Origin of the sequence: Microbacterium oleivorans (assembly GCF_023715745.1) — a bacterium.
Classification (GTDB): Bacteria; Actinomycetota; Actinomycetes; order Actinomycetales; family Microbacteriaceae; genus Microbacterium; species Microbacterium oleivorans_D.
On record NZ_JAMBOV010000002.1, the window covers coordinates 72797 to 96463 of the forward strand.

29 protein-coding genes and 1 riboswitch are annotated in these 23667 nt (G+C 71.2%); of the genes, 13 read left to right on the top strand and 16 right to left on the bottom strand.

What is annotated here, in order from left to right; genetic code table 11:
- Window positions 1-98 precede the first annotated feature (98 nt).
- Complete coding sequence (locus tag M3190_RS05105) at window positions 99-1421, bottom strand: bifunctional o-acetylhomoserine/o-acetylserine sulfhydrylase (RefSeq protein WP_251579173.1); 1323 nt, start codon at window positions 1419-1421, stop codon at window positions 99-101.
- 165 nt (window positions 1422-1586) lie between these two features.
- On the opposite strand from M3190_RS05105, the gene M3190_RS05110 reads away from it, so the two are divergent.
- Window positions 1587-2372 carry an SDR family oxidoreductase gene (locus tag M3190_RS05110; RefSeq protein ID WP_251579175.1) on the top strand — a complete coding sequence of 262 codons (786 nt, stop codon included), beginning with the start codon at window positions 1587-1589 and terminating at the stop codon, window positions 2370-2372.
- Between the two features lie 6 nt (window positions 2373-2378).
- Here the strand turns inward: M3190_RS05110 and M3190_RS05115 are convergent, their stop codons facing one another.
- Window positions 2379-3824: an MFS transporter gene (locus tag M3190_RS05115; RefSeq protein ID WP_251580403.1), complete on the bottom strand. Its 1446-nt coding sequence runs from the start codon at window positions 3822-3824 to the stop codon at window positions 2379-2381.
- Between the two features lie 114 nt (window positions 3825-3938).
- On the opposite strand from M3190_RS05115, the gene M3190_RS05120 reads away from it, so the two are divergent.
- From M3190_RS05120 to M3190_RS05130, 3 genes are read left to right on the top strand one after another with little or no spacing between them, the layout of a single operon-like run.
- The gene (locus M3190_RS05120; RefSeq protein ID WP_251579178.1) at window positions 3939-4457 is read left to right on the top strand and encodes a phosphoribosyltransferase; all 519 of its coding nucleotides are present in this window, start codon (window positions 3939-3941) and stop codon (window positions 4455-4457) included.
- Window positions 4454-5140: a uracil-DNA glycosylase gene (locus M3190_RS05125; protein ID WP_251579179.1), complete on the top strand. Its 687-nt coding sequence runs from the start codon at window positions 4454-4456 to the stop codon at window positions 5138-5140. Before M3190_RS05120 ends, M3190_RS05125 begins: the two co-directional genes overlap by 4 nt.
- 27 nt (window positions 5141-5167) lie before the next feature.
- Window positions 5168-5791 (top strand): GNAT family N-acetyltransferase, encoded by a 624-nt coding sequence (locus tag M3190_RS05130; protein ID WP_251579182.1) that lies wholly within the window; start codon window positions 5168-5170, stop codon window positions 5789-5791.
- Window position 5792: 1 nt separating this feature from the next.
- On the opposite strand, the gene M3190_RS05135 is transcribed toward M3190_RS05130, so the two are convergent.
- The 8 genes from M3190_RS05135 to M3190_RS05170 form a co-directional block, all read right to left on the bottom strand.
- Window positions 5793-6101 carry a protealysin inhibitor emfourin gene (locus M3190_RS05135; protein WP_251579184.1) on the bottom strand — a complete coding sequence of 103 codons (309 nt, stop codon included), beginning with the start codon at window positions 6099-6101 and terminating at the stop codon, window positions 5793-5795.
- Window positions 6085-7143 carry a M4 family metallopeptidase gene (locus M3190_RS05140; protein ID WP_251579186.1) on the bottom strand — a complete coding sequence of 353 codons (1059 nt, stop codon included), beginning with the start codon at window positions 7141-7143 and terminating at the stop codon, window positions 6085-6087. Before M3190_RS05140 ends, M3190_RS05135 begins: the two co-directional genes overlap by 17 nt.
- 41 nt (window positions 7144-7184) lie before the next feature.
- Complete coding sequence (locus M3190_RS05145) at window positions 7185-7937, bottom strand: ABC transporter ATP-binding protein (RefSeq protein ID WP_251580404.1); 753 nt, start codon at window positions 7935-7937, stop codon at window positions 7185-7187.
- A gap of 41 nt (window positions 7938-7978) precedes the next feature.
- Complete coding sequence (locus M3190_RS05150; RefSeq protein WP_251579188.1) at window positions 7979-8770, bottom strand: ABC transporter ATP-binding protein; 792 nt, start codon at window positions 8768-8770, stop codon at window positions 7979-7981.
- Complete coding sequence (locus tag M3190_RS05155) at window positions 8767-9648, bottom strand: ABC transporter permease (RefSeq protein ID WP_251579189.1); 882 nt, start codon at window positions 9646-9648, stop codon at window positions 8767-8769. Before M3190_RS05155 ends, M3190_RS05150 begins: the two co-directional genes overlap by 4 nt.
- Window positions 9648-10598, bottom strand: a complete 951-nt coding sequence (locus tag M3190_RS05160) for an ABC transporter permease (protein ID WP_251579191.1) — start codon at window positions 10596-10598, stop codon at window positions 9648-9650. The genes M3190_RS05155 and M3190_RS05160 overlap by 1 nt, the downstream gene beginning before the upstream one ends.
- On the bottom strand, window positions 10595-12103 hold the full coding sequence (locus M3190_RS05165) for an ABC transporter substrate-binding protein (protein ID WP_251579193.1): 1509 nt from the start codon (window positions 12101-12103) through the stop codon (window positions 10595-10597). The genes M3190_RS05160 and M3190_RS05165 overlap by 4 nt, the downstream gene beginning before the upstream one ends.
- Before the next feature lie 105 nt (window positions 12104-12208).
- Window positions 12209-13153 carry an alpha/beta fold hydrolase gene (locus M3190_RS05170; RefSeq protein ID WP_439958006.1) on the bottom strand — a complete coding sequence of 315 codons (945 nt, stop codon included), beginning with the start codon at window positions 13151-13153 and terminating at the stop codon, window positions 12209-12211.
- Between the two features lie 52 nt (window positions 13154-13205).
- On the opposite strand from M3190_RS05170, the gene M3190_RS05175 reads away from it, so the two are divergent.
- Window positions 13206-13685, top strand: coding sequence for a carboxymuconolactone decarboxylase family protein (locus tag M3190_RS05175; protein WP_251579197.1), 480 nt, complete (start codon window positions 13206-13208; stop codon window positions 13683-13685).
- On the top strand, window positions 13682-14395 hold the full coding sequence (locus tag M3190_RS05180; protein ID WP_251579199.1) for a tyrosine-protein phosphatase: 714 nt from the start codon (window positions 13682-13684) through the stop codon (window positions 14393-14395). Before M3190_RS05175 ends, M3190_RS05180 begins: the two co-directional genes overlap by 4 nt.
- A gap of 21 nt (window positions 14396-14416) precedes the next feature.
- On the opposite strand, the gene M3190_RS05185 is transcribed toward M3190_RS05180, so the two are convergent.
- From M3190_RS05185 to M3190_RS05200, 4 genes are all read right to left on the bottom strand, one after another.
- Window positions 14417-14863, bottom strand: a complete 447-nt coding sequence (locus M3190_RS05185; RefSeq protein WP_251579201.1) for a Fe-S oxidoreductase — start codon at window positions 14861-14863, stop codon at window positions 14417-14419.
- Window positions 14860-15672 carry an arginase family protein gene (locus M3190_RS05190; protein WP_251579203.1) on the bottom strand — a complete coding sequence of 271 codons (813 nt, stop codon included), beginning with the start codon at window positions 15670-15672 and terminating at the stop codon, window positions 14860-14862. The genes M3190_RS05185 and M3190_RS05190 overlap by 4 nt, the downstream gene beginning before the upstream one ends.
- 63 nt (window positions 15673-15735) lie before the next feature.
- Entirely contained in the window at window positions 15736-16470 is a 735-nt protein-coding gene (locus M3190_RS05195; protein WP_064001454.1) for a PspA/IM30 family protein, read from the bottom strand.
- Window positions 16471-16544: 74 nt separating this feature from the next.
- A complete protein-coding gene (locus tag M3190_RS05200) occupies window positions 16545-18506 on the bottom strand; it encodes a TPM domain-containing protein (RefSeq protein ID WP_251579205.1) in 1962 nt (653 codons plus the stop codon).
- Between the two features lie 155 nt (window positions 18507-18661).
- Between M3190_RS05200 and M3190_RS05205 the strand changes: the two genes are divergently transcribed.
- Genes M3190_RS05205 through M3190_RS05215 form a run of 3 tightly spaced genes read left to right on the top strand, consistent with a single transcriptional unit; the run spans window position 18662 to window position 21152 of the window.
- A complete protein-coding gene (locus tag M3190_RS05205; protein ID WP_251579207.1) occupies window positions 18662-19495 on the top strand; it encodes a DUF3097 family protein in 834 nt (277 codons plus the stop codon).
- Window positions 19496-19554: 59 nt separating this feature from the next.
- Entirely contained in the window at window positions 19555-20301 is a 747-nt protein-coding gene (trmB, locus tag M3190_RS05210) for a tRNA (guanosine(46)-N7)-methyltransferase TrmB (protein WP_251579209.1), read from the top strand.
- Window positions 20301-21152, top strand: a complete 852-nt coding sequence (locus M3190_RS05215; protein ID WP_251579211.1) for a CPBP family intramembrane glutamic endopeptidase — start codon at window positions 20301-20303, stop codon at window positions 21150-21152. The genes trmB and M3190_RS05215 overlap by 1 nt, the downstream gene beginning before the upstream one ends.
- Window positions 21153-21159: 7 nt before the next feature.
- On the opposite strand, the gene M3190_RS05220 is transcribed toward M3190_RS05215, so the two are convergent.
- On the bottom strand, window positions 21160-21660 hold the full coding sequence (locus M3190_RS05220) for a hypothetical protein (RefSeq protein ID WP_251579213.1): 501 nt from the start codon (window positions 21658-21660) through the stop codon (window positions 21160-21162).
- Between the two features lie 16 nt (window positions 21661-21676).
- Between M3190_RS05220 and M3190_RS05225 the strand changes: the two genes are divergently transcribed.
- Both M3190_RS05225 and M3190_RS05230 read left to right on the top strand, forming a co-directional pair.
- The gene (locus M3190_RS05225; RefSeq protein WP_439958007.1) at window positions 21677-22267 is read left to right on the top strand and encodes a pyridoxamine 5'-phosphate oxidase family protein; all 591 of its coding nucleotides are present in this window, start codon (window positions 21677-21679) and stop codon (window positions 22265-22267) included.
- A gap of 96 nt (window positions 22268-22363) precedes the next feature.
- The gene (locus M3190_RS05230) at window positions 22364-22519 is read left to right on the top strand and encodes a hypothetical protein (RefSeq protein ID WP_197471560.1); all 156 of its coding nucleotides are present in this window, start codon (window positions 22364-22366) and stop codon (window positions 22517-22519) included.
- A 90-nt stretch (window positions 22520-22609) separates the two neighbouring features.
- On the opposite strand, the gene M3190_RS05235 is transcribed toward M3190_RS05230, so the two are convergent.
- Window positions 22610-22792, bottom strand: coding sequence for a hypothetical protein (locus M3190_RS05235; protein WP_251579215.1), 183 nt, complete (start codon window positions 22790-22792; stop codon window positions 22610-22612).
- 194 nt (window positions 22793-22986) lie between these two features.
- Window positions 22987-23050: riboswitch (guanidine-III (ykkC-III) riboswitch) on the top strand.
- 12 nt (window positions 23051-23062) lie between these two features.
- On the opposite strand from M3190_RS05235, the gene M3190_RS05240 reads away from it, so the two are divergent.
- Both M3190_RS05240 and M3190_RS05245 read left to right on the top strand, forming a co-directional pair.
- Window positions 23063-23380, top strand: a complete 318-nt coding sequence (locus tag M3190_RS05240) for a DMT family transporter (protein ID WP_251580406.1) — start codon at window positions 23063-23065, stop codon at window positions 23378-23380.
- Window positions 23381-23465: 85 nt separating this feature from the next.
- Window positions 23466-23609: a hypothetical protein gene (locus M3190_RS05245; protein ID WP_251579218.1), complete on the top strand. Its 144-nt coding sequence runs from the start codon at window positions 23466-23468 to the stop codon at window positions 23607-23609.
- Window positions 23610-23667 lie beyond the last annotated feature (58 nt).

Genomic DNA, 23667 nt, shown 5'->3' on the forward strand with positions numbered 1-23667 from the left:
TCCCGGGTGGGTCGAGGACCTGGCGGAGTGTTACGGACGCACGACACCCCGCCGCGGGCGGACCCGGGCGGGGTGTCGGTCTCCTGAGGAGGGGAGGATCAGGCGCGCGCCGCCTCCGAGACGCGTCGCGCGGCGGCCAAGGCCTGCTCGAGGTCGGCCTTCAGGTCGTCGATGTTCTCGAGACCGACCGACAGGCGCACGAGACCCGGCGTGACACCGGAGGTGAGCTGCTGCTCCGGGGTCAGCTGCGAGTGCGTCGTGGATGCGGGGTGGATGACGAGCGAGCGCACGTCGCCGATGTTCGCCAGGTGGCTGAACAGGGTCAGTGCGTTGACGAACTCGCGGCCCGCGCCGACACCGCCCTTGAGTTCGAACGAGAGCACCGCGCCGACACCCTTCGGGGCGTAGCGGTTGGCCGCGGCGTACCACGGCGAGGTCGGGAGCCCCGAGTAGTTCACCGAGGCGACGTCGGGGTGGTTCTCGAGCCACTCGGCGATCTCCTGCGCGTTCTGCACGTGACGCTCGATGCGCAGCGACAGCGTCTCGACGCCCTGGATGAGGTTCCACGCGCTCTGCGGCGAGATCGCCGAGCCCAGGTCGCGCAGCAGCTGCACGCGCGCCTTGATGATGTAGGCGAGGGCGTCGCCGACGGCGGCGGTGTAGACCGCGCCGTGGTACGACTCGTCGGGCGTCGTCAGCCCGGGGAAGCGCTCGGAGTGCTCGGACCACGGGAACGAACCGCCGTCGATGATCGCGCCGCCGATGGTCGTGCCGTGGCCGCCGAGGAACTTCGTCACCGAGTGGACGACGATGTCGGCGCCGTGCTCGAAGGGACGGATGAGGTAGGGCGTCGCGATCGTGTTGTCGACGATGAGCGGCACACCGGCCTCGTGGGCGACGTCGGCGACGGTGCGGATGTCGAGGACGTTGATCTTCGGGTTGCCGATCGTCTCGGCGAAGAACAGCTTCGTGTTCGGGCGGACCGCGCGGCGCCACTCCTCGACGTCGTCCTGGTTCTCGACGAACGTCGTCTCGATGCCGAGCTTGGCGAGCGTGTACTTGAAGAGGTTGTAGGTGCCGCCGTAGATCGAGCTCGACGAGACGATGTGGTCACCGGCCTGCGCGATGTTGAGGACGGCGAACGTCTCGGCCGCCTGACCCGAGGCGACGAGGAGGGCGCCGGTGCCGCCCTCGAGGCCCGCGAGGCGCTGCTCCAGGACATCCTGCGTGGGGTTCTGGATGCGCGTGTAGATGTTGCCGAACTCCGCCAGTGCGAAGAGGTTCGCGGCGTGGTCGGCGCTGTCGAAGACGTACGACGTCGTCTGGTAGATGGGGGTGGCGCGGGCCTTGGTGACCGGGTCCGGAGCGGCGCCGGTGTGGATCTGCTTGGTCTCGAAGCGCCAGTTCTCGGGTGCGGACATGACGGGCTCCCTGCGTGAGTGGACGGTGGGTGTGACGGCCCGTGTGACGGATGCCGCGGGCTCGACACCGACGTTACGAGCCGTCCCCCGCCGGGACAACGGATCGGACACGCGACGTAACCTGGCGTGCTCCCGGCCTCCGCGGGAGTGGCTAGCGTGGACGACATGGCGAATCGACGTGCAGTGGTGACCGGAGCGAGCTCGGGGATCGGCGAGGCGGTCGTACGCGACCTCCGCGCGAGGGGCTGGGACGTCGTGGGTGTCGCCCGCCGTGCGGCGCGACTGGAGGCCCTCGACGCCGAGGTCGGGTCGCGCTCGTACGCCGCCGACCTCACGAGCGAGGCGGACGTCGCCGCTCTCGCGGCGCACCTCGCCGACACAGGCCCTGTTCACGCCCTCGTCCACGTCGCGGGCGGAGCGCGCGGCACACAGCGGGTCGAGGACGGCGATGCGGCCGACTGGCGGTGGATGTTCGAGGCGAACGTCCTGTCGGCGCAGCTGCTCACGGCGGCGCTGCTGCCGCTCCTGCGCCGTGCCGCCGAAGCCGACGGGCACGCCGACACGGTCTACGTCACCTCGACCGCTGCGCAGACCGCCTACCCCGGTGGAGCGGGGTACAACGCGGCGAAGGCGGGGGAGTCGATGCTCGTCCACGCGCTCCGACTCGAGCTGAACGGCGAGCCGATCCGCGTCGTCGAGATCGCCCCCGGGATGGTGCAGACCGAGGAGTTCTCCCTCAACCGCCTCGGCGGTGACCGCGCCGCGGCCGAGAAGGTCTACGACGGCGTCGAGGAACCGCTGACCGCGGCCGACGTCGCCGACGTCATCGGCTACGCCCTGGGCGCGCCGGGCCACGTGAACCTCGACCTCGTCACGATGCGTCCGGTCGCCCAATCGGCGCAGCACCTGCTGGCGCGCGGGCGGCTGCGCCCCCGCAGCGACATCGACTGACCGGATTCAGCCGGACGGCGGGCCGTCGGCGAACGCCACGCGCGGCACGAAGACCAGCAGCACCGCGGCGAGGAATCCGCCTGCCGCGCAGATCGCCCACACGGTGAGGTAGCCGCCGAGCGAGCTCGCGGTCTGCCCGGCGACACTCCCCGCCCCCGCGGCGAGCACCACACCGAAGACCGCGGACGAGAACGCGCCGCCGATCGTCTTCGTGGTGTTGGTCATCCCCGATGCCTCGCCGGTCTTGCCGAAAGGCGCGGCTGCCGCAGCGGCGGCGGGCATGGCGCCGACGAGGGCGCCGCATCCGATGCCGGCGATCGACAGGTTCAGCAGCACCTGCCAGACCTCGAGGTGGAACGGCAGGAACAGGGCGTAGCCGACACCCACGAGAGCGGCGGCGACGATGAGAGCGAGCCGGGGACTGATGCGACGTGACGTGACAGCGAACAGCACGGCTCCGACGATGAGCGACACGAGGTAGATCCCGATGACGTAGGAGCGTTCCGTCGCATCCAGGCCGAGCCCGTATCCGAGCGACGAATCGGTCCCGGCGTACGTCGAGAGGGGCCCCTGCGCGCCGAGCAGGCTGATGCCGATGAGGAACGCCGTCGTCTGCACGGGCCACATGTCGGGGCGCGCGAGGACCCGCACGTCGATCACCGGGTAGGCGTGACCCCGCTCATGGCGGACGAACCAGACGAGGACACCCACGCCGATCACGCCGAGCGCGGCGACCAGCAGCCAGGCGAAGCCGCCCAGTCGCAGCTCGCCGATCAGCCGCATCCATGCGAGGGCGCCGGTCACCAGCAGCAGCCCCCAGGCGAGCAGGACGACGCCCCACGTGTCGAGGCGGCGCTCGCCGCTGGGGGTCGACTCGGGCACGAAGAGCCAGATGACGACCGCGATGAGCGACACCGCGATCGCCGGCACCATGAGCGTGAGGGCCAGATCGCCCGTCGCCGCGTAGATCCGGCCCGCCGCCAGCGCCCCCATGATCGCCCCGGCCTCGAGGCCGACGACCAGCAGACCGGCCGCGCGGCGGGTCATCGACACTCCGCGGTTCTGCTGCCGGCCGCGTTCGAAGATGAGCGCGATCTCGAGCGGCAGCCAGACGACGTAGAACCCCTGCAGCGACCAGAACAGCAGGAAGGTCCAGAACGAGTCGGCGAAGACGAGCCCCCACGAGGCGAGGGCGGTGAGGATGGCGGCGACGAGCAGGATCCGCTTGTGGCCGAACATGTCGCCGAGCTTCGCGAGGATCGGGACGACGAGGGCGCTCAGCAGCAGCTGACCCGCCTCGAACCAGTTCACGTCGGCGTCGCGGATCCCAAGCTGGATCACGATGTCGCTGAAGAGGGGCACATAGAACCCCTGCAGGATGCCGCTGACGATCTCGACGCAGATGAACCACCCGATGAGACCGGCGGTGATCCCCCACGCGGAGGAAGGCAGCGCCGAGGAACGCAGGGTCGAGGAGCGCGCGGAGCCGGTCACGAGCGTGAGCCTAGCGCTGCGTCGGCCCGCGCCGGGGAAGCGGCCGCCCGCACGCCGTAGTCTTGAGGATCCATGGACGAAGGGATGCCGGTGGCCGCCGAACGCGAGACGTTGACCTGGGATGATTTCGGCGGGGCGACCCGCGATCTGGCGCGATCGATCATCGCCGACGGGTTCGCTCCCGACATCGTCGTCGCGATCGCCCGCGGGGGCCTGCTGCCCGCCGGCGCGATCGCCTATGGGCTCGGCGTGAAGAGCTGCGGCGCCCTCAACGTGGAGTTCTACACGGGCATCGGCACCGTGCTCGACGCGCCGACCCTGCTGCCACCCGACCTCGACCTGGGTGCGCTGCCGGGCAAACGCGTCCTGCTGGTCGACGACGTGGCCGACAGCGGCCGCACTCTCGCCCTCGCCGTCAAGATGCTCGGCGAGGCCGGTGCCGACGTCCGATCGGTGTGCATCTACACGAAGCCCGGATCGATCGCGATGCCCGACTACTCGTGGCGTGAGACCGATCTGTGGATCGACTTCCCGTGGTCGTTCCGGGGGACCGTGGTCCAGGAGGACCAGGGGCTCCCCGCCGGCGCATGAGCGGGCGCTCGCTCGAGGACCTGGCCGCCGACGGTCTGATCGACCCGGGGTGGGCGAGGGCGCTCGCCCCCGTCGCCTCCGAGATCGCCGCGCTCGGCGAACGCCTGCGCGCCGACGACCGCGGCTACCTCCCCGAGGGGCGCCATGTCCTCCGCGCCTTCGCGCAGCCGCTGTCGCAGGTCCGGGTGCTCATCGTCGGGCAGGATCCGTACCCGACCCCGGGGCATCCGATCGGGCTGTCGTTCGCGGTCGAGCGTCATGTCCGGCCGCTGCCGCGCAGCCTCGGCAACATCTACGCCGAGCTCTCCGCCGACCTCGGCGTCCCGCCGGCGTCCCACGGCGACCTGTCGGCGTGGACGGAGCAGGGCGTCATGCTCCTCAACCGCGTACTCACCGTCGCACCCGGCCACGCGGGCTCGCATCGCGGCTGGGGCTGGGAACGCGTCACGGAGCACGCGATCCGCACGCTCGCAGCCCGACCCGATCCGCTCGTGGCGGTGCTGTGGGGCAAGGATGCCGCCGGCCTCGCGCCGTTGCTCGGAGAGACGCCGCGGGTCGAGTCCGCTCATCCGTCCCCGCTGTCGGCGAGGCGGGGCTTCTTCGGCTCGCGGCCGTTCTCACGCGTGAACGCTCTCCTCGAGGCGCAAGGGGCGGCCCCGGTCGACTGGCGGCTGCCCGACTGACCTGCACGAGACCCGTATGCTGGCCGCATGCTGGAGGACGAGTACGAGCGCGACCGCCGTCGCCTTCCGCGTCACCTCCGCCGTCGTCCGGAGCCCGAGCGTCAGTTCACATTCGAGCTGCGCCCCGCGGTGCGCACCGACATGCCGGACGTCCGCGAGATCTACAACTACTACGTCACCAACTCCGTCGTGACCTTCGACGAGAAGCGGTGGACGCACAAGCAGTGGGTGGAGAAGTTCGACCACCTCACGAAACTGGGGCTGCCGTTCCTCGTCGCCGTCTCACCGGGCGGACAGATCCTCGGCTACGGCCTCGTGTCGCCGTGGACCGGAAAGAGCGGCTTCCGATACACCGTCGAGAACTCCATCTACCTGGGTCAGGCGGCGACAGGCAAAGGACTCGGCCGCGCGCTGCTGGAGGCCCTCATCGCCGCGTGCGAGGACAGGGGCATCCGCGAGATGGTCGCCGTCATCAGCGACAAGGGAGCCGAGGCGTCGCTCGCGCTGCATGAGCGTCTCGGCTTCGTCGAAGTCGGCCGGATGGGGAAGGTCGGCTTCAAGTTCGGCCGGTCCCTCGGCACGATCTACCTGCAGAAGCACCTGAACCCGAAGAAGAAGGAATCGATCCTCTCGCGCATCCGCGCGCGGTGAGTCAGGTCGCCGGGACGCTCTCGCCGTCGGTCCGCACCCGCTCGATGAGCTCACGCCAGGGTCCCGCGGCGTCGCTCTCCCCGAGCGATGCGCGGCGGTCGCAGGAGCTGCCGGCGACGGCCACCTCCCACGAGAATCGGTCGGCCCCCGGGGCGGATGCCGCAGGCTGCTCCCACGGGCACGCCTCGATCAGCGGCATCCAGTCGCCGGCGTCCTGATTCGCGATCTCGACACGCCACGCACGACGGAGTCCCGCGAAGCCGCCGCTGCGCACGACGACGATCGTCAGCGGTTCAGCGGGCTGGCTCATCCTCCACGACTCCGACGCTCGCCCACGCGGTGCGGACGGCGACGGCCTCCTCCGAATCCTCACCGTACTCCCGCGCGGCGGTGTCGGCGGTGGCCTTCGCGAACTGCGCGAAGGTGGCGGCGGGGGAAAGCACCCCCGAGGTCAGCGTCAGGTACCAGACGCGGCCCGCGCGCTCCCAGGCGTAGCCGCCGAGAGCCGTCGCGACCAGGTGGAACGCCTTGTTCGGGATGCCGGAGTTGATGTGCACGCCGCCGTTGTCGCCCGAGGTCTCCACGAAGTCGCGCATGTGGGAGGGCTGCGGGTCCTTGCCGAGCACGTCGTCGTCGTAGGCCGTGCCCGGGGCGGCGAGCGAGCGCAGCGCCGAACCCGTGACGGCCTCGGTGAAGATCTCGGAGCCGACGAGCCAGCTGGCGACGTCCGCCGTCTGGCCGCGGTGGTGCTGGTCGGTGAGCGCCCCGAAGACGTCGGCGATCGACTCGTTGAGCGCACCGGACTGTCCCGAGTAGTCGAGGCCGCCGGCGCTCTCGATGACCCCGTGCCCCAGCTCGTGGGCGATGACGCTCAGCGAGCGGGTGAAGCCCGCGAACACCTCGCCGTCGCCGTCGCCGAAGACCATGCGCTCGCCGTCCCAGAACGCGTTGTCGTACGCCCGGCCGTAGTGCACGGTGGCCGCGAGCGAACCGCTGCGGCCGTCGAGACCGACCCGCTCGAAGGCCTCCCACAGGAAGGTGAAGGTCGCGCCGAGCCCGTCGTATGCCTCGTCGACCGCGGTGTCACCGGTCGGCGCGGCGCCCTCGGCGCGGGCGGGTGTGCCGGGCAGCTCCTCGCGGCCCTGCGCGTCGGAGATCAGCCGGTCGGGGTCGGGTGCCGCCGACACGACGAGGGCGTCGCCGTCGACGGACAGATCGAGGTGCGCACGCATCGGCGCATAGGCGCGCGGGACGGCGAGGGTCGCGCGGGCGGCGGCGACGGCGTGCGGGAATCGTTCGGCCGGAGCGGCCGCGAGACGGGCGAGCAGGTACGGCGGGACGATGGCGTGCATGCGGCCACGCTAGTCGCCGGCGCCGACACCGGGGCCGCGTGTCAGCGGTCGCGGCGCTCGATGACGGGGATCGAGGCCAGCAGCCGACGGGTGTAGGCGACCTGCGGGTCGAGGAGGACCTTCTCGGTCGGGCCCTCTTCGACGACTCGACCGTCCGTCATGACGACGACGTCGTCACAGAGGTTCTGCACGACGCCGATGTCGTGCGACACCATAACCAGCGTCAGTCCGTCCCGCCGTCGCAGCTCTCGGATCAGGTCCAGGATCTGCGCACGGACGGTCACGTCGAGGGCCGACAGCGGTTCGTCGCCGACGAGGACCTCGGGGCGGTGGACGAGGGCGCGGGCAAGGGCGATGCGCTGCCTCTGCCCGCCGGAGAACTCGTGCGGGAACCGCTCCGCGGCGTCCGAGGGCAGCCCCACGTCGTCGAGCACCTCTCGCACGCGCGCGCGGTGGTCGCCGGGGAGCTCGAGCGCTGCCAGGGGCTCGCCGACGATGCGGCCGACACTCATCCGGGGGTCGAGCGAGCCGTACGGGTCCTGGAAGACGATGCCGGTGCGCCGCCGCAGCCAGTGCAGGGAGCGGGCGCGTGCGCTGCCCACGACGGGGCGTCCGTCGAACTGGACCGTTCCCGAGGTCGCGACGTCGAGGCCCAGCAGCAGGCGGACGAGCGTCGACTTGCCCGAACCCGACTCGCCGATGATCCCCAGCGCGCTGTGCGCACGCACGTCGACGTCCACGTCGTCGAGCGCCGTCGTCCACCGTGGGGGCTCGAAGGCGCGGGACCGCGGCATCCGGTATCGACGCGTCAGCCCTCGGGCTCGGATGAGATCGCTCACGAGTCCCCCCTCGGTCGCCACAGCGTCGCCGTCGCATCCCGCAGCAGGGCCTGCGTCACGGGAGAGGCGGGGGAGTGCAGGAGCGTCCGCAGCGGCCCGGTCTCGACGACGCGGCCGGCGTCGAGCACGACGGCGTCCGTGGCGATCTGCGACAGGACCGCGAGGTCATGTGTGATGAACACGAGCGACATCCCGTCCTCCTCGACGAGGTGGTGCAGCAGCTCGAGGATCTCCGCCTGGATGGTGACGTCGAGGGCCGTCGTGGGTTCGTCGGCGATCAGCATCCGCGGGTGGCAGGCCAGGGCCATCGCGATGGCGACCCGCTGGCGCTGTCCGCCCGAGAGCTGATGGGGGTAGCGGCGGACGATGGCCTCGGGATCGGGGAGCTTCACCCGCCGCGCCTGCTCGATCGCGCGCGACCAGGCCTGCGCCCGCGAGACGCCGCGCTCGTGGATGCGGATGGACTCGGCGATCTGCCTGCCCACCGTTCGGATCGGGTTCAGCGCCGTCTGCGGCTCCTGGAAGACCATGCCGATCTCATCACCGCGCAGCTGCGCGAGATCCCGGTCGCGCATGCCGACGAGCTCCCGACCGTCCCACCGGATGCTGCCGCCGATTTGCGCGCCGTCGGGGAGGAGTCCCAGGATCGCGAGCGCGGTGAGGGACTTGCCCGACCCCGACTCGCCGATGAGCCCGACCCGATCGCCGTCGTGCACCTCGAGGTCGATGCCGTCGACCACCCGGCGACCGGCGACGTCGATCGTGAGTCCTGTCACCGAGAGGGTCATGCCGTCACCGCCGCAGGAGGCTCCGCGCCCTTCGGGCCGACACGACGCGACAGCGTGGGATCGGTGGCGTCGCGGAGGGCGTCGCCGAGCAGGTTGAACCCCAGCACCGTCAGGGTGATCGCGAGCCCCGGCCACACGACCGAGAGCGGGTGGACACTGATGAACCGTTGCAGGTCGGCCAGGAGGAGCCCCCACGAGGGCTCCGTCACGGGGGCGCCGAATCCGAGGTAGGACAGACCGGCTTCGGCGAGGACCGCGACGGCCATGCCCCAGGAGAGCTGCACGATGAACACCGGGGCGACGTTCGGGAGCAGGTGCCGCCACAGGTTCTGCCAGGGCGTCAGGCCCGACGCCCGGCCCGCGAGCACGAAGTCGCTGTGGAGGACACGTCGCAGCTCGGGACGGGTGACGCGTGCGATGTTGACGCCGAATCCGATCCCCACCGAGACGATGACCACCAGGAGCGATCCGCCCCACACGGCCGAGATCATCATCGCGATGAGCAGCACGGGGAACGCGATGAGGACGTCGACGAGCACGGCCACGCTCTCTCGGACCGGACGGGGAGTGAGGGCCCCGAGCACGGCGAGCAGCAGGCCGATGACCGTCGCGATGAGCCCGGCGCCCGCGGCGACGAGTACGGTCGTGCGCGCCCCCGCCATGAGCAGGCTGAGGATGTCGCGGCCCGAGCCGTCGGTGCCGAGGAGATGTGCGGCATCCGGCGACGACCACCGGTTCGCGATGTCCACCCGCTGCGGATCGAGCGGGGTCCAGAACAGGGCGACCGCAGCGACGATGAGGACGACGAGCACGACGATCACGCCGAACCGGCCGGTGCCGGAGCCCCACAGTCGCCGTGCCCAGTCGAAACGCCCCATCACTCGGCCTCTCGCTGACGGGGGTCGAGCAGCCGGTGCACCAGGTCCACCACGAAACCGATGACGAGGACGAGCCCGGTGAGCACGAGCAGTTCGCCCTGCACCTTCACGAGGTCGCGGTTGCCGGTGTCCTCCACCAGCATGCGTCCGATGCCGGGGAGGCTGAAGAGCTGCTCGATCACGACGGCCCCGACCATGATGCCGGCCACCTGGACCCCCAGGACGGTGACGACCGACAGCCCCACGCTCGGGAGACCGTGCCGCAGGAGCGCCTGTGTGCGGGTGAGTCCCTTCGCGGCCGCTGTGCGCACGAAGTCCTGGCTCACCGCCTGCAGGGTGGCGGAGCGGACGAACCGCAGGAGCACGGCGCCCTCGACGACGCCGATCGTGAGGGCCGGGAGGATCAGGGCACGCACTGCCGCGGCGGGGTCGGACCACCCGGCGCGCGGGAAGCCCTGCGCCGGCAGCCATCCGAGGCTGACCGCGAAGACGACGACCAGCATCATGCCCGCCCAGACGACGGGGACGGCAGCGAGGGTCTGAGCGCCCACGGAGACGAGGATGCCGTCGGGCCGACGACGTCGGACGGCCGCGTACACGCCGAACGGGATCGCGACGAGCAGGGCGATGACGAAGGAGAGGATGCCGAGCGGCACCGTCACCTCCGCCTTCTGCAGCAGTTCCGAAGCCACCGGCGTCCCGGTGAGCTGCGAGCTGCCGAGATCACCGGTGAGGATGCCGCCGATCCAGTCCCCGTACTGGACGGGGAGGGGACGGTCGAGGCCCAGCTGTGCACGGAGGGCCGCGATCTGCTCGGGGGTGGAGTTCACCCCGGCGATGAGCTGGGCGACGTCTCCCGGGAGGACGCGGAGGGTCGAGAAGATGAGCGCACTGGCGACGAACAGGCCCAGCACCAGCAGGGCCAGTCGCGTCAGCGCGTAGCGGATCACCCCTCGCTCTTGGCCAGCTCTGCGACGTTCAGTCGCTCATTGACGTTGACCGTCGGCATCCCACTGACGTTCGACGCGACCGCGAGCACGGACTCCCCGTTGTAGAGCCAGTCGGCGGCGTCGTCCTCGGACACGATGCGGGCGGCCTGCGCGAGCAGGTCGGCGGCCTCGGCGTCGTCGGTCGCGGCGACGGACTGCGCGTAGAGCGCCTGCACCTCCGGGTTGTCGTACGTGAAGTAGTAGTCGGGGTTCGCCCAGTTCTCGAAGTCCCGCGCCTCGGTGTGCAGCACGAAGCTGAGCTCGTAGTCCTTGTTGACGTAGACGTCGTTGATCCAGGTGGGGAACTCGACCGGGTTCACCTGCAGAGTGATCCCGACGTCACGGAGGTTCGAGACCAGGATCTGGGGGATCGTGGTGCCGTAGGCGGACGGGATCGTCAGTGTGAGGGTGAGGTTCTCGGCGCCGGCGTCGGCGAGCAGGGCGCGCGCGGCCTCGGGGTCGAACGGGGCGACGTCGGTCAGGTCCTCGTAGCCGGGGTCGAGCGACGGGATGGGCCCGCCGAGGACCTTGCCGGCGCCGAGGGCCTCGACGATCGCGTTCTTGTCGATCGCCTGACGGATCGCCTTGCGCACGTTCTGGTCGGCCAGCGGGCCGGTGGTCTGGTTGAAGGCGAGGGTGCCCTTGTCGGTCGAGTCGCCGAGCTCGAGGGCGAAGTCGCCGTTCGCCTCGACCTGGTCCTCGAGGTTCGCGTCGAATCCGGTGAGGACGTCGAATTCGCCGGCCAGCGCGCCGCTGAGCGCAGCCTGGTTGTCGCTCACATACGAGAACACGACCTCCGCCGCGGCGGCGGGCGTCCCCCAGTAGTCGGCGAACCGCTCGAAGGTGATGCTGTCGCCCTCGCGCCAGTCGGTGAGCTGGAACGGCCCGGTCCCGTTCGCGGCGGTCTTCCGGTCGACGGTGTCGCCCTCCTTCAGGACGAGACCGGCACGGCCGGTGAGGTTCCAGAGCAGGGTCGAGTCGGGTGCCTTCAGGGTGAGGGTGATGGTCTGTCCGTCGGCGGCGATACCGGTGACGTTCGCCAACCGCGCGGAGTCGCGGAACGTCGGGGTGTCGCGCACCTGCGTCAACGACCACACGACGTCCTGCGGGGTGAGCGGCTGACCGTCGTGGAAGGTGACGCCCTCGCGCAGCGTGAACGTGTACGTGAGCTTGTCGTCGGAGACCTGGTAGTCGCTCGCGAGCGCTGGCACGATCTTCTGATCGGCGGTGCGGGCCACGAGGCCCTGGTACACGTTGTCGATGAGGATCTGATCGAGGGCTGCGCCGGCGGTCTCGCGGATGTCGAGGTTCCCCGGCTCGAGGACGAGGCGCACGGCGACGGACGCGTCGGGGTCGGGGGTGACGGAGGAGGCGGACGGGCCGGGCTGTGCGCCGGTGCAGCCGGAGAGGAGCAGGGCGCCTGCGGCGACGAGCGCGGCGGCGGCCAGGGCGGTGCGGCGAAGCATGTGAGTGGGGATCCTTTCGGCACGATGGGGCGTCGTCACTGCCGCCGCTCCATCGGAGTGCTCGGGTGCGCGTTACAGCCTAGAGTCCCCCGGCGTGGACTTCGGTCACCGGCCGTCATGTGCCGTCCGCAGGGCTGCGGCGAGCTCGACGGGGCGCTCCTCCTGCACGTTGTGCGCCGAGTCGAGCTCGACGTGCCGGGCGGCCGGCATCCGTTCACGGAACTCCTCCCGATCTGCCTGTGTCAGGAAACCGCGGGTCCCGATGACGAGCGTGACGGGGGCGCTGACGGCGGACAGGTCGTCCCACCCCGCGGCGGAGAGGATGCCGGCATCCGCTCGCTGCGCGGCATCCACCGCGTCGGCGGCGTCGGGATCGGCGGCGAGCCGGTTGGCGAGGTGCGCGTAGTGGTGTTTCCACTCGACACGACCGTCGGGGCGGATGCGGGAGTTCAGCGAGACGCCGCGGGTGGCGGCCTCGCGCGACCCGCCGAGCCCGAACGACAGCGCGCGCTCGACGAGATCCTCGCGGCTCGCCCAGTCCGTCGGGCCCGCGAAGAACGCGCGGATCGAGGCGGCCGCGCCGTTCGGGTCGATTCCGGGGGAGATGTCCACCAGGACGAGTGCGGCGACGAGCTCCGGATGCCGCGAGGCGAGGGCCGCTGCAGCGAGTCCGCCCAGCGAGTGACCCACGAGGGTCTGTCGCCTGCCGAGAGCCCAATCGGCGATGGCGGGGGCGATGTCCTCGGCGATGGTCGCTCCCGTGTAGCGGGCGTCATCGCGCCACGACGAGTCGCCGTGCCCCGGCAGGTCGACGACGAGGGCCGGAAGACCGGCGGCGAGGACCGTCGTGTCCCATGTGTGGGCGTTGAGCCCGGCGCCGTGGAGGAACGTGGCCTCCGGGGGGAGGCTCGGGTCGCCGAACCGCAGGGCGCTCACCGTCCGGCCGTCCGCGAGGTGGTGGGTCAGCCGCTGCACCGGGGGAACCGGGACGCCGAGGGCGTCGGCCTGGGCGGGGAGGTAGGAGAACTCGTCGAAGGCGTCGTCGCTCACGTTCCTCATTGTGGCCGATCCGGAGCATCGGGGACGCGGCTAGGGTGACGGCATGAGCGATCCCCACCGCGTGCACCTGGCCCGAGCGGCCCGGCCGGCCTACGACGCCCTGGAGGCGTTCGCGAAGACGGTCGGCGAGCTCGCCGCCGACGCCGGCATCGACGCCCGGATGCGCGAGATCGCCCTGATCCACGCCTCTCAGCTCAACGGGTGCGCCTACTGCGTCCGTGTCCACGCCGATCGCGCCGTCAAGGCGGGACTCACGACGGACGTCATCGCACAGATCGCCGTCTGGCGGGACTCCGGCGTCTTCAGCGAGCGCGAACGGGCGGCGCTCGAATTGACCGAGGCCTATGTCTTCATCCACGAGGACGGTGTCCCCGACGAGGTGTACGACCGCGTCGGCGGCATCCTCTCCGAGGAGGAGTACGTGGCGCTCAGCTGGCTGCTCGTCTCGATCAACGCCTTCAACCGCATCGCGATCGCGGGGCGCTACCCGGTACCGGGGCGCCCGGCGCCCCCGACGTCGTGACGGTCCACGACGTCCCCGGGGCCTTCAACGTCCGCGACGTCGGCGGGCTCCCGGCCGAGGGAGGCGTCACGCGTGACGGCGTCCTGTTCCGATCGGGACACCTCGCCCACCTGACGACCGAGGGCCGCGAGCGGCTCGGCGCGTTCGGCATCCGACGCATCGTGGACCTGCGCGACGAACAGGAACGACGATACGAACCGTCCCGTCTCGACGGTCTCGACGTCGAGACCGTGTGCCTGCCGATGTTCGCGGGGTCCACGGCCTCGTTCTTCGACGACGATCTCTCGCTCGACGATCTGTATCGAGCGCTCATCGACGGCTCGGCGTCGCGGCTGGTCGAGGTGGTGCGCGCGGTGCTCTCGAAGCAGCCCGTGCTCGTCCACTGCACCGTCGGCAAGGATCGCACGGGACTCTCGGTCGCGCTCATCCTCGCCGCGGCGGGCGTCGACGAGGATGCCGTCGTCGCCGACTACGCCCGCACGGAGGCCCTCCTGCCCGCCGAGCGCAACCAGAACGTCCTGCGATACCTCCGCGGGCGATACCCGCACGCGCGGCACCTGGAGGACCTCGCGACCCGTTCGCCGGCGCGGGCCCTGCGCGCCGTCTTCGACGACCTGCGCCTCCGGTACGGCGGCCCCGTCGACTACCTGCGGGCGTACGGACTGCGCGACGACGAGATCACCGACCTGCGCCGCGCGCTCATCGAGTGACGGGCCCTCGGCGGCTGGACCTCAGCCGCGGGGCACGTAGCGGCCGTCGGCGAGCCCTGCCTCGATCTCGAACCGGTTGGTGAGGGGGTCGCGACCGGCGAACAGGTAGAGCAGCGGCATGAGCATGCCGTATCGCCGCCACTGCTCGCGGTGGACCGCCTCGTGCGCGAGCAGCCGGTCGTCGATGGCTCCCACGCCCGTCAGGAAGCAGCCTCCGACGCAGACACCGCCGCGCCCGAAGGTCGCCTCCGGCATCCCCCGGAAGACCCAGAGTCCCGCGCGCCGTTCGATCCGACCGGTGGACCAGAGCGTCCCCCACACGAACCCGAACGCCGTGCCGCCGAGGTAGCCGAGACGGCTGAGCGGGGAGTCGAGGAGGATGCCGGGGATCCAGCGATCCCACCGGCGCCCGCGTTCGACGGCGCGGGCAGCGCGTTCCTCCCATCCCGCCGGCGGCACTGGGGTCACGCGAGGGCTCCCAGCAGACGCAGGATCGTGCCGAGGTCCTCGACCGCCGCATCCCGGCTCGCCGGGGCGAAACCCGAGAGCGAGGCCCCGACCAGCGGCATCCGCTCCCGGAGGCGTCCGATCGCAGCGACGACCTCCGCGGGCTGGGCGCCGAACGGCACGGGCTCGAGCACACCCGTCACGGTGGCGGGGTCCAGCACGTCCAGGTCGATGTGGACGTAGACCGCGTCGGCCCCTGTCGCCGCGACGGCGTCCGTGAGGGCCGCGGGGTCGGCGAGGGCGTCGGGGGCGAGCATCGTGAGGGATGAGGAGTCGAGCAGGTCGGCTTCGGCGTCGTCGAGGGCGCGGGCGCCCACGAGCACCGTGCGGGCGTCGGTCGCGGGCGGGGCGTCGGTGAACGGTCCCGGTGCGACGGCGGCGCGCAGTGCCATCCCGGCGAGGGCACCCGAGGGGGAGGACTCCGGGGTGTGCAGATCGCCGTGAGCGTCGAACCAGACGACCGCGAGGGAGGGATGCCGGGCGGCGGCCGCCGCGATACCGGGCACGGCGATCGCGCAGTCGCCGCCCACGATGACGGCGGGTTCCTCGGATCCGGCGAGCACCTCGGCGATCGCGTCCCGAACCCGGGTCAGTGTGCTGAAGCGACGGATGCCGGTGCCGAGGGATTCGCCCGCCTCGGTGGGCACTTCGATGCGCGTCAGCGCGGAGCGGGGAAGGTCGTCGGCGATCGCCTCGGCGCCGTCGATCAGGCGCATCGCGCGTGCCGACGGCGAGCCCTGCCACTGCGGGGCGACGACGAAACGGGTCATGGACACCTCCGGGAGCAGGACGGCGCCGGACCCGCGGGCCCGGCGCCGTCCGTGCGAATGGACTTACTGCTCGATCGCGCCGGCGTTGCCGCCGGTCTTCAGCGCGGCCAGCCGCGCCTCGACCTCGGTGAGCTCACCGATGTCCTCGAGCTGATTGAACTGCGCGTCGATGGACGAGGCCGCGATCTCGGCCTTGCCGGCGGCGAGGGCCTCCTGGCGGCGGACCTTGTCCTCGAAGCGGCCGAGCTCGCTCGTCGGGTCGAGAACGTCGATCGACTTGACGGCGTCGTGCACCTTGTTCTGCGCCTCGGCGGTCTTCGCTCGCGCGAGGAGCTCCGAACGCTTCGACCGCAGCTGGTCGAGCTTCTGCTTCATGCCGTTGAGGCCGTCCTTGAGCTTCTCGACGACCTCGGTCTGCGCGGCGATCGAGGGGGCGATGGCACGGGCCTCGTTCTCCTCGCTGATCTGGCGCTGGAGCGCGATCTTCGCGAGGTTGTCGAACTTGTCGGCGTCCGTCGTGTTCCCGGCGCTGCGCAGCTCGTCGGCCTTGCGGCTGGCGGCGATGGCCTTGTTGCCCCACTCGGCCGCGGCCTTCACGTCCTCATCGTGGTCGCGCTCGAGCAGGCGCAGGTTGCCGATGGTCTCGGCGATCGCGGTCTCGGCATCGGCGATGTTGTTGGTGTAGTCCCGGACGAGCTGGTCGAGCATCTTCTGCGGGTCCTCGGCGGAGTCGAGGAGGGCGTTGATGTTCGCCTTCACCAGAGTCGAGATGCGGCCGAAGATGGACTGCTTTGCCATCGTGTTTCCTTTCCTAGCGGGAGGTCGTGAGGTCGAGATCGATGTGGGGGTCGTGGGCCTGCGTCGTCGGAAGATCAGAAGCGACCGCCTCCTCTGCGGGATCGTGAGCCGCCGCTGCTGCGTCCGATCGACCCGCCGCTGCGTCCGCCGCTGCGGCGTGACGAGCCGCCGAAGCCGCCGAAGCCGCCGGACGGACGACGCGATCCGCCGCCGCCGAGGAGGGAGCCGATGATGATGCCGCCCAGCATGCCGCCGAAATCGCCTCCGCCGCCACCGTTTCCGCCGCCGGCGAACGATCCGACGTCGTTCTGCGCGAGGCGGATGGCCTCCCCGGCGAGGGCGGACGCGTGCTGGGCCATCGCCAGTGCTCGCTCGGGGTCGTTCTCCTGGGCCTGCGTGGCCTGAACGAGAGTGGCGCCGGCCTCGGCGAGCCGCGTGCGGGCGGTGGCACCCACCGCACCGCGTCGCGATCGGATGAAGTCCTCGGCGCTCGCCACCTGCGTGCGGGCCTGGAGGAGCGTCTGCGCGAGGACGGCGCGGGCGCGGTCGGCGCGCTGCTGCGCGTCCCGGACGTCGCCGAGAGCGCCGTCGATCGCGGAGTTCGCGCGCTCGAGGAGCGTGAGGGCCGAGAGCGGGTCTCGGACGTCGCCGGTCAGGTCCTTGCGAGCTGCGTCGAGGTTCTGCCGGGTGGCGGCGATGACGGGCGCGAGACGCGACTCGGGATCGGGTGTCGCCGCCGCGGCCGCGAGGTCGGCCTCGAGCTCGGTCACGAGGGCCGCGCCCTCGCGCTCGGCCGTCTCGAGGTCCGATGCGAGTGTCGTGAGGGCGTCCTGCAGCTGGGTCGCCTGCGCCACCGCCTGCTCCGCCGCACGGATGCCGACGGCCGCCCCGGCGCCGTCACCCGATGCCACGTCGCGCTGCGCTTCGGCGAGCCGGGCGTCGGCGAAGGTGAGTCGGTCCCGCGCCTGGTCGGGGTTGTCGGCGACGGCGTCCAGGGCCTCCGCGCGGTAGGCGGCGCGAAGCCGCGCGAAGAGCGCATCCGACTCCGCGATCCGAGCACCGACCTCGGCGCGGCGCTGCTGGACGCGGACCAGGGCCTCGGGCGCGTTCTTCGCCAGGTCGCGCAGCGCGTCGAAGGCCTCGGCCTTCTCTGCCAGAGAGGCGGCGGCCGCGCGGCAGAGCTCGAGGATCTGTTGATAGCCGGAGCGGCGCTCCTCGGGCGAGTCCGGCGTCTCGTCATCCATCTTCTGCTGCAGAGAGAACGCCTGCTGGAGCGAGGCGCGGGCGGTGGTGATCGCCTGCTCGAACTCGACCGTGGCGGCATCCCCGAACTCCGCCTTCGCGAAGCCCAGCTCCTGCGTGCTCGCCGAGATCTCGTCGTCGGTGCGGACGAGGGCAGCGCCGGCCTCGCGCTCGAGCTCCTCGAGGGGAACCTGCTTCGTGCCGGACGCCGTGCCCGACGCGCTCCGGCGGCGCCGCACGAGCGCCCAGACGACGAGACCCGCGAGGGCGGCCACGACGAGGATGACGACCCAGACGACTCCGCCGCCTCCGCCCGCGGAGCGCCCTTGCTCCAGACCGTCGGCGGCGGCGACCCCGGCGCCCTCCCAGTCTCCGTCGCTCAGGGCGGGGAGCACGCGCTCCTGTTCGATGCGGGTGATCGCGTCCTCGGCGATCGGGCCGCTGGAGTCCGCCGAGAGGTAGTACGCGCGACCCTCGGTCGCGATCGCGAGCAGGTACTGACTGGGGCCCAGGTTGTTCCGCTCCGCCGCCGCGTTCGCCCAGTCCTCGGCGCTCGTCGGATCGGTGAAGTCGTCGACGTAGACCACCCAGAGACCGAGGCCGGTGTCGTCCTGCAGCTTCGTGAGGCGCGCGTCGAGTCGCGATTCCTGCGCGTCGGTGAGGACGTCGGACTCGTCCAGCACACGGCTCGCGCCGAGAGTGACCGGCTCGGTCGCCGAGGCGGGTGCGGCCGCGCCGGCACCGAGGAGGATCGCGAGCGACACCGCCACGACGGACGTCAGGCGGGATCGCATCGTCCAGACCTCCGGGGGAGTTGCTCGAGTGCGGTCGGAACCGCCTGTCGCGAGTCTATGCCGCGACCCGTATGTCTCGGTACCGGCATCCGGCCGGTGCGCCTGTGCGTTCCCTCTGTGTTCCTCATCTAGGCTTCCCGGTTCGGGAGGTGCCGATGGACGACCGGTACGGAAGCGACGTTCTGGCCACGGGATGGCGCGACAAGGGGCGGCCCACCGTCACCACGGTGCCCGCCGAGCGCGGACTCGTGGTGGAGGTCGCGCTCGACGACTTCGTCGGTGCTGTCACGGGCGTCACGGCGGGACACGTCGAGCTCGAGGACCGGCACGGCCGCGTTCGGCTGTTCCCGCTCGGCGGCGGCTTCCTCGTCGACGGAAGGCCCGTCCAGCTCGTCCCGCCGCGCGCCGCCGCGCCCGCCGGCCGGACGCGCACGGCCTCCGGGTCCTTCGCCGACCCGCAGGCCCGTGCCCGTGTCGCCCGTGCATCGCGCATCCTCGTGGAGGGGCGCCACGACGCCGAGCTCGTCGAGAAGGTCTGGGGCGACGACCTCCGGATCGAGGGCGTCGTGGTCGAGTACCTGCGGGGCATCGATCTGCTCGAGGACCTGCTCCGCGACGAACCCCCGAGCGCGGACCGCCGATACGGGGTGCTCGTGGACCACCTCGTGCCCGGCTCGAAGGAGACCCGGATCGCCGAGCAGATCATGCGCGGCCCGCACGGCCGGTTCCTCAAGATCGTCGGGCATCCGCACATCGACGTCTGGCAGTGCGTCCTGCCGCGCGCCCTCGGCATCGCCGCCTGGCCGGATGTGCCCCGGGGGATCGAGTGGAAGAAGGGCGTGAGCCGCGCCCTCGGATGGCCGGCAGGCGACCAGATCGACATCGCCGAGAACTGGCAGCGGATCCTCGGGTCGGTCACGACCTACCGCGACCTGGACCCTGCCCTCCTCGGCCGGGTCGAAGAGCTCATCGATTTCGTGACGGCGTGAGCGGGCGACGCAAGGGCCGGCCCGCGGAGGCGCCCGACACCGCGGGATACCCTGGTCGCATGCCCGACCCCGACGCCCCCGAGGCCGCGCCGCGCTTCCGCGACAAGCCCGTGTCGTTCGTCCGCCGGAGTGGGCGGATGAGCGACGCGCAGGAGCGCGCCTGGGACGAGCTCTCGGGCACATACCTGCTGGAGGTGCAGCGGGATGCCGCGGCCACCAGCATCCGCCCCGGTTCCACGATCGACCCCGCTGCCGAGTTCGGTCGCCGCGCGCCCCTGGTGGTCGAGATCGGGTCGGGTCAGGGGCACGCGATCGTGCACGCCGCGTCGGAGGCGCCCGAGACCGACTTCATCGCCGTCGAGGTGTTCCGGGCGGGACTCGCGCGGACGATGCTCGACGCGGACCGCGAGGGGATTCGGAACCTCCGGCTGGTCGAGGCGAACGCGCCCGAGGTCCTCGAGCATCTGCTGCCCGAGGCATCCGTCGACGAGGTCTGGATCTTCTTCCCCGACCCGTGGCACAAGACCAAGCACAACAAGCGTCGGCTCATCGCGAATGGCTTTCCGGCGCTCGCCGCTCGCGCGCTGCGTGACGGCGGCGTGCTGCGGCTCGCCACCGACTGGGAGGACTACGCGCTGCAGATGCGCGAGGTCCTGGGCGGGGCGGCGGACTTCGAGGCCGCGTTCGACGGGGAGTGGGCGGCGCGGTTCGAGGGCCGCATCATGACCGCGTTCGAGCGCAAAGGCATCGCCAAGGGGCGCGACATCCGCGACCTGGCGTACCGCCGCCGGCCCCGGACGCCGTGATGGTGCGCGCCGACGCGGGAGCACGTCCGCTCGTCGACGTGCGCCTCGTGCCGGCGCTGCTCGTCTGCCTTGCGGCCCCCGCCTTCTTCGTGCTGCTGACGCCGTGGCTCGGGTGGATCCTGCTCGCGATCGGCCTGGGCATCGCCGCTCTGCTCGAGCGGAAGGACGTGGCGGCATCCATCCCGTCGCTCACGCGCGACCTCTCGCTGATCGCGATCGGGATGCTGATCGTGAGCGTCATCCCGCTGAAGGCGGAGCTCGACGACGCGGCGATGATCCGATTCACGCTCGCCCTCGGCGGCGCGGTGCTCGTGCCGTACCTGGTGTCGCGGTTCGTCTACCGCGATCACGCGATCCGGTTCCCCTGGCGCGGCGGCGGGCGGTGGACGCTGTGGCAGTGGGCCTGGCTGGTCGCCGTCCTCGTGCTCGGCTGGCTGATCCTGCCGTTCTACTTCATCACCTCGGGTGTGTACGAGAACTGGCCCGTCGTCGACACCCCGGACCTCATCGCGCGCCTGTTCGTCGGCGTGGGGGCGGTGGGCATCTGGGACGAGCTGTTCTTCATCTGCACGTGCTTCGCGCTGCTGCGACGTCACTTCGCGGATGCCACGGCGAACGTGCTGCAGGCGATCGTGTTCGTCTCGTTCCTGTGGGAGCTGGGATACCGGGCGTGGGGCCCCCTGTTGACGATCCCGTTCGCCCTCCTGCAGGCCGTCATCTTCCTGCGGACGAGATCGCTCGCCTACGTCGTGACGGTTCACCTGCTGTTCGATGCGGTGGTGTTCGGGGTGCTGGTCCACGCGCACAACCCGGGACTGCTCGGCGCGGTGTTCCTCGTCCCCGCACCCTGACGTCGGCCTAGGCGGGAGCGGTGGATGCCGTGGCGCGCGCCGACGTCGCGTGCGCGACACCCCAGACGACCAGGACGATCGCGGCGACACCGCTCGCCATCATGAGGACGGATCCGCCCGCGGCGTGATCGCCGCCGGAGACCGCGAACGCGTCGGCGAGTGCCATGCCGGGCCCGAAGGATGCCGCGAAGTAGGCCGGCGCGCCACCGGCGATGATCGCGAGGTACGCGGCCGCGGCGACGCGGGTGGATGCGGTGCGGAGGAGGATCGCCGGGACGAGGACGATGAGCGCGAGGCCGACGCCGATGCACGCGAACACCCACGGGGTGGGGGTGAAGACGACCTCTCCGCGGGACAGCGCCACGTCGTGGATCTCGCCGAGGCTGAGCCCGGGCGCCGCGGCGAGCGGGTTCCAGACGGAGATCTGGAGCACCATGACGACGGCGTAGGTCGTCACGGCGAGGGCGCCGAGGACGGCGATGGACGTGCGCTGCGATCGCGTCGACATGCGCCGAGCATCGCACATGAGCCGCCATCGCGGCATCCGTGTCGCTCATCCGGTCGAAGGTGTCAAGCCCTCCGTCCGTCCGTCGGGGCGGTGCGAGCCTGACGGAGAGACGAAGGAGGGCCTCATGGCCGACGAGAAGGATCCGCACGCGACACTGATTGACCTGCTTCCGAAGTTCCGCTTCGCGATGGTCACCACGATGAACGAGGAGGGTGCTCACACGGCGCGGCCGTTGACGGTGCAGGATCGTGAATTCGACGGCGACCTGTGGTTCATCGTCGGCCGGAACTCCTCGGTCGTGGCTCACGTCGCGACCCGCCCGCAGGTCGGGGTCGCGCTGAGCACGAACGACGCCTGGGTGTCCATCGCGGGCACCGCCGAGGTGGTCGACGACATCGAGCGACTGCGCGAGTACTGGTCGCCCTCGGTCGAGGCGTGGTTCCCCGATGGACCCGAGGACCCGAACGTCACGCTGCTGAAGATCGACGCGTTGTCGGGGGAGTACTGGAGCAGCCCCGGAGGTGTCGTCGCCTCGGTCGTGAGCCTCGTGAAGTCGAAGATCACGGGAAAGCCGTATGAGGGTCGCAACGACACCGTCGACCTTTGACCTCACCCGCGCGGGGGTCTGTCAAGGCCCTCCGTGCCGCGGATGCCGCGACGTAGCGTCGCGGGCACGTGACCGACAGCGACCGGAAGGACCGCGATGAGCGACACGAACGGCTCGGACGAGCACAACACCCAGGGTGTCCCGGACGAGGGCGCTGACGCCGACACCGCGTCCGGCGGATCGCCCGACGAGAACCCGCCCGTCACGACGGACGAGGACGGCACCCCCATCGAGAACCCGTCGGGCGGCTGAGTCCGTACGACGCCAGGTCTGCCGTCACGCGAGGATGTCCGTCCTCCGCGCGACGGCAGCTTCTTCGTGCGGGCGTCCTCGGGGCCGACCTCAGAACATCGCGAGCAGCGACGGTCCGAAGGCCACCAGGAGGGCGACGGGGACGACGAGCAGACCGACGGCGGCGATACCGATCGCGGCGATCGTGCCGAGCACGGACAGCACCGCCGCAGAGGTCGTGCTGCCCACGCGTGTTGCGGAGGACGACGGGGTGGAGAGGGTCGCGGTAGCCATACTCCGACGCTACGAATCGACCCGTTCGGTCGCGTCCACCGCAAGGCTGGCCGAGGTCATCCTCCGGAATGATCTGGCCCGCCCCGACGCCGAGACCGCACGTGCGTCTCGAGACTGCGTCTGCACGCCGCATCCTCGTCGCGCGGGTGCAGTCTCGCGAACCGGGTCTGCACAGGCAGCCCCGATAGGATCGCGGCGGGCCTCACCCGGGCCCCCGGACGAGGGTTCAGTACCCGGTGAGCGACAAGACTGGCCAGGAGGTCAGTGATGCTGTCGTGGATCGTTCTCATCGTCGCCGGGATGCTCGAGGCCGTGTGGGCCACCGCACTCGGCCGGTCGGAGGGCTTCACAAAGCTCTGGCCGACGGTCACGTTCGGCGTCGCCCTCGTCGCCAGCATGGGCGGCCTCGCCTTCGCGCTGCGGGAGATCCCTACGGGGACCGGCTATGCGGTGTGGGTCGGCATCGGGGCATCCCTCACCGTCATCTGGGCGATGGTCACCGGGGCGGAATCGGTCTCGCTCGTGAAGATCCTGCTCATCCTCGGCCTGGTGGCGTGCATCGTCGGACTCAAACTCGTCTCGGACTGACGCGTCGCGCTGTCAACCCCGGGCGTCCGCGGGCGCCGGGCATTAGCGTCTGGTCCACAGACGCCACCGACCGACGGAGGGTGACATGTCCGGCGACGACCACAATGCCGACGAGAACGCGTACGAGGGACCGGACGTGGAGCTTCCCACGCACGATGGCGCGGTCCCGGGCGGAGTCCCGCCCTTCGGGCACCCCGTCGATCCGGACGAGGCCCCCGACAGCGACTGACGATCGCGGGAACGACGAAGGGGACCCGGCGTGATGCCGAGTCCCCTTCGCTTCCGTG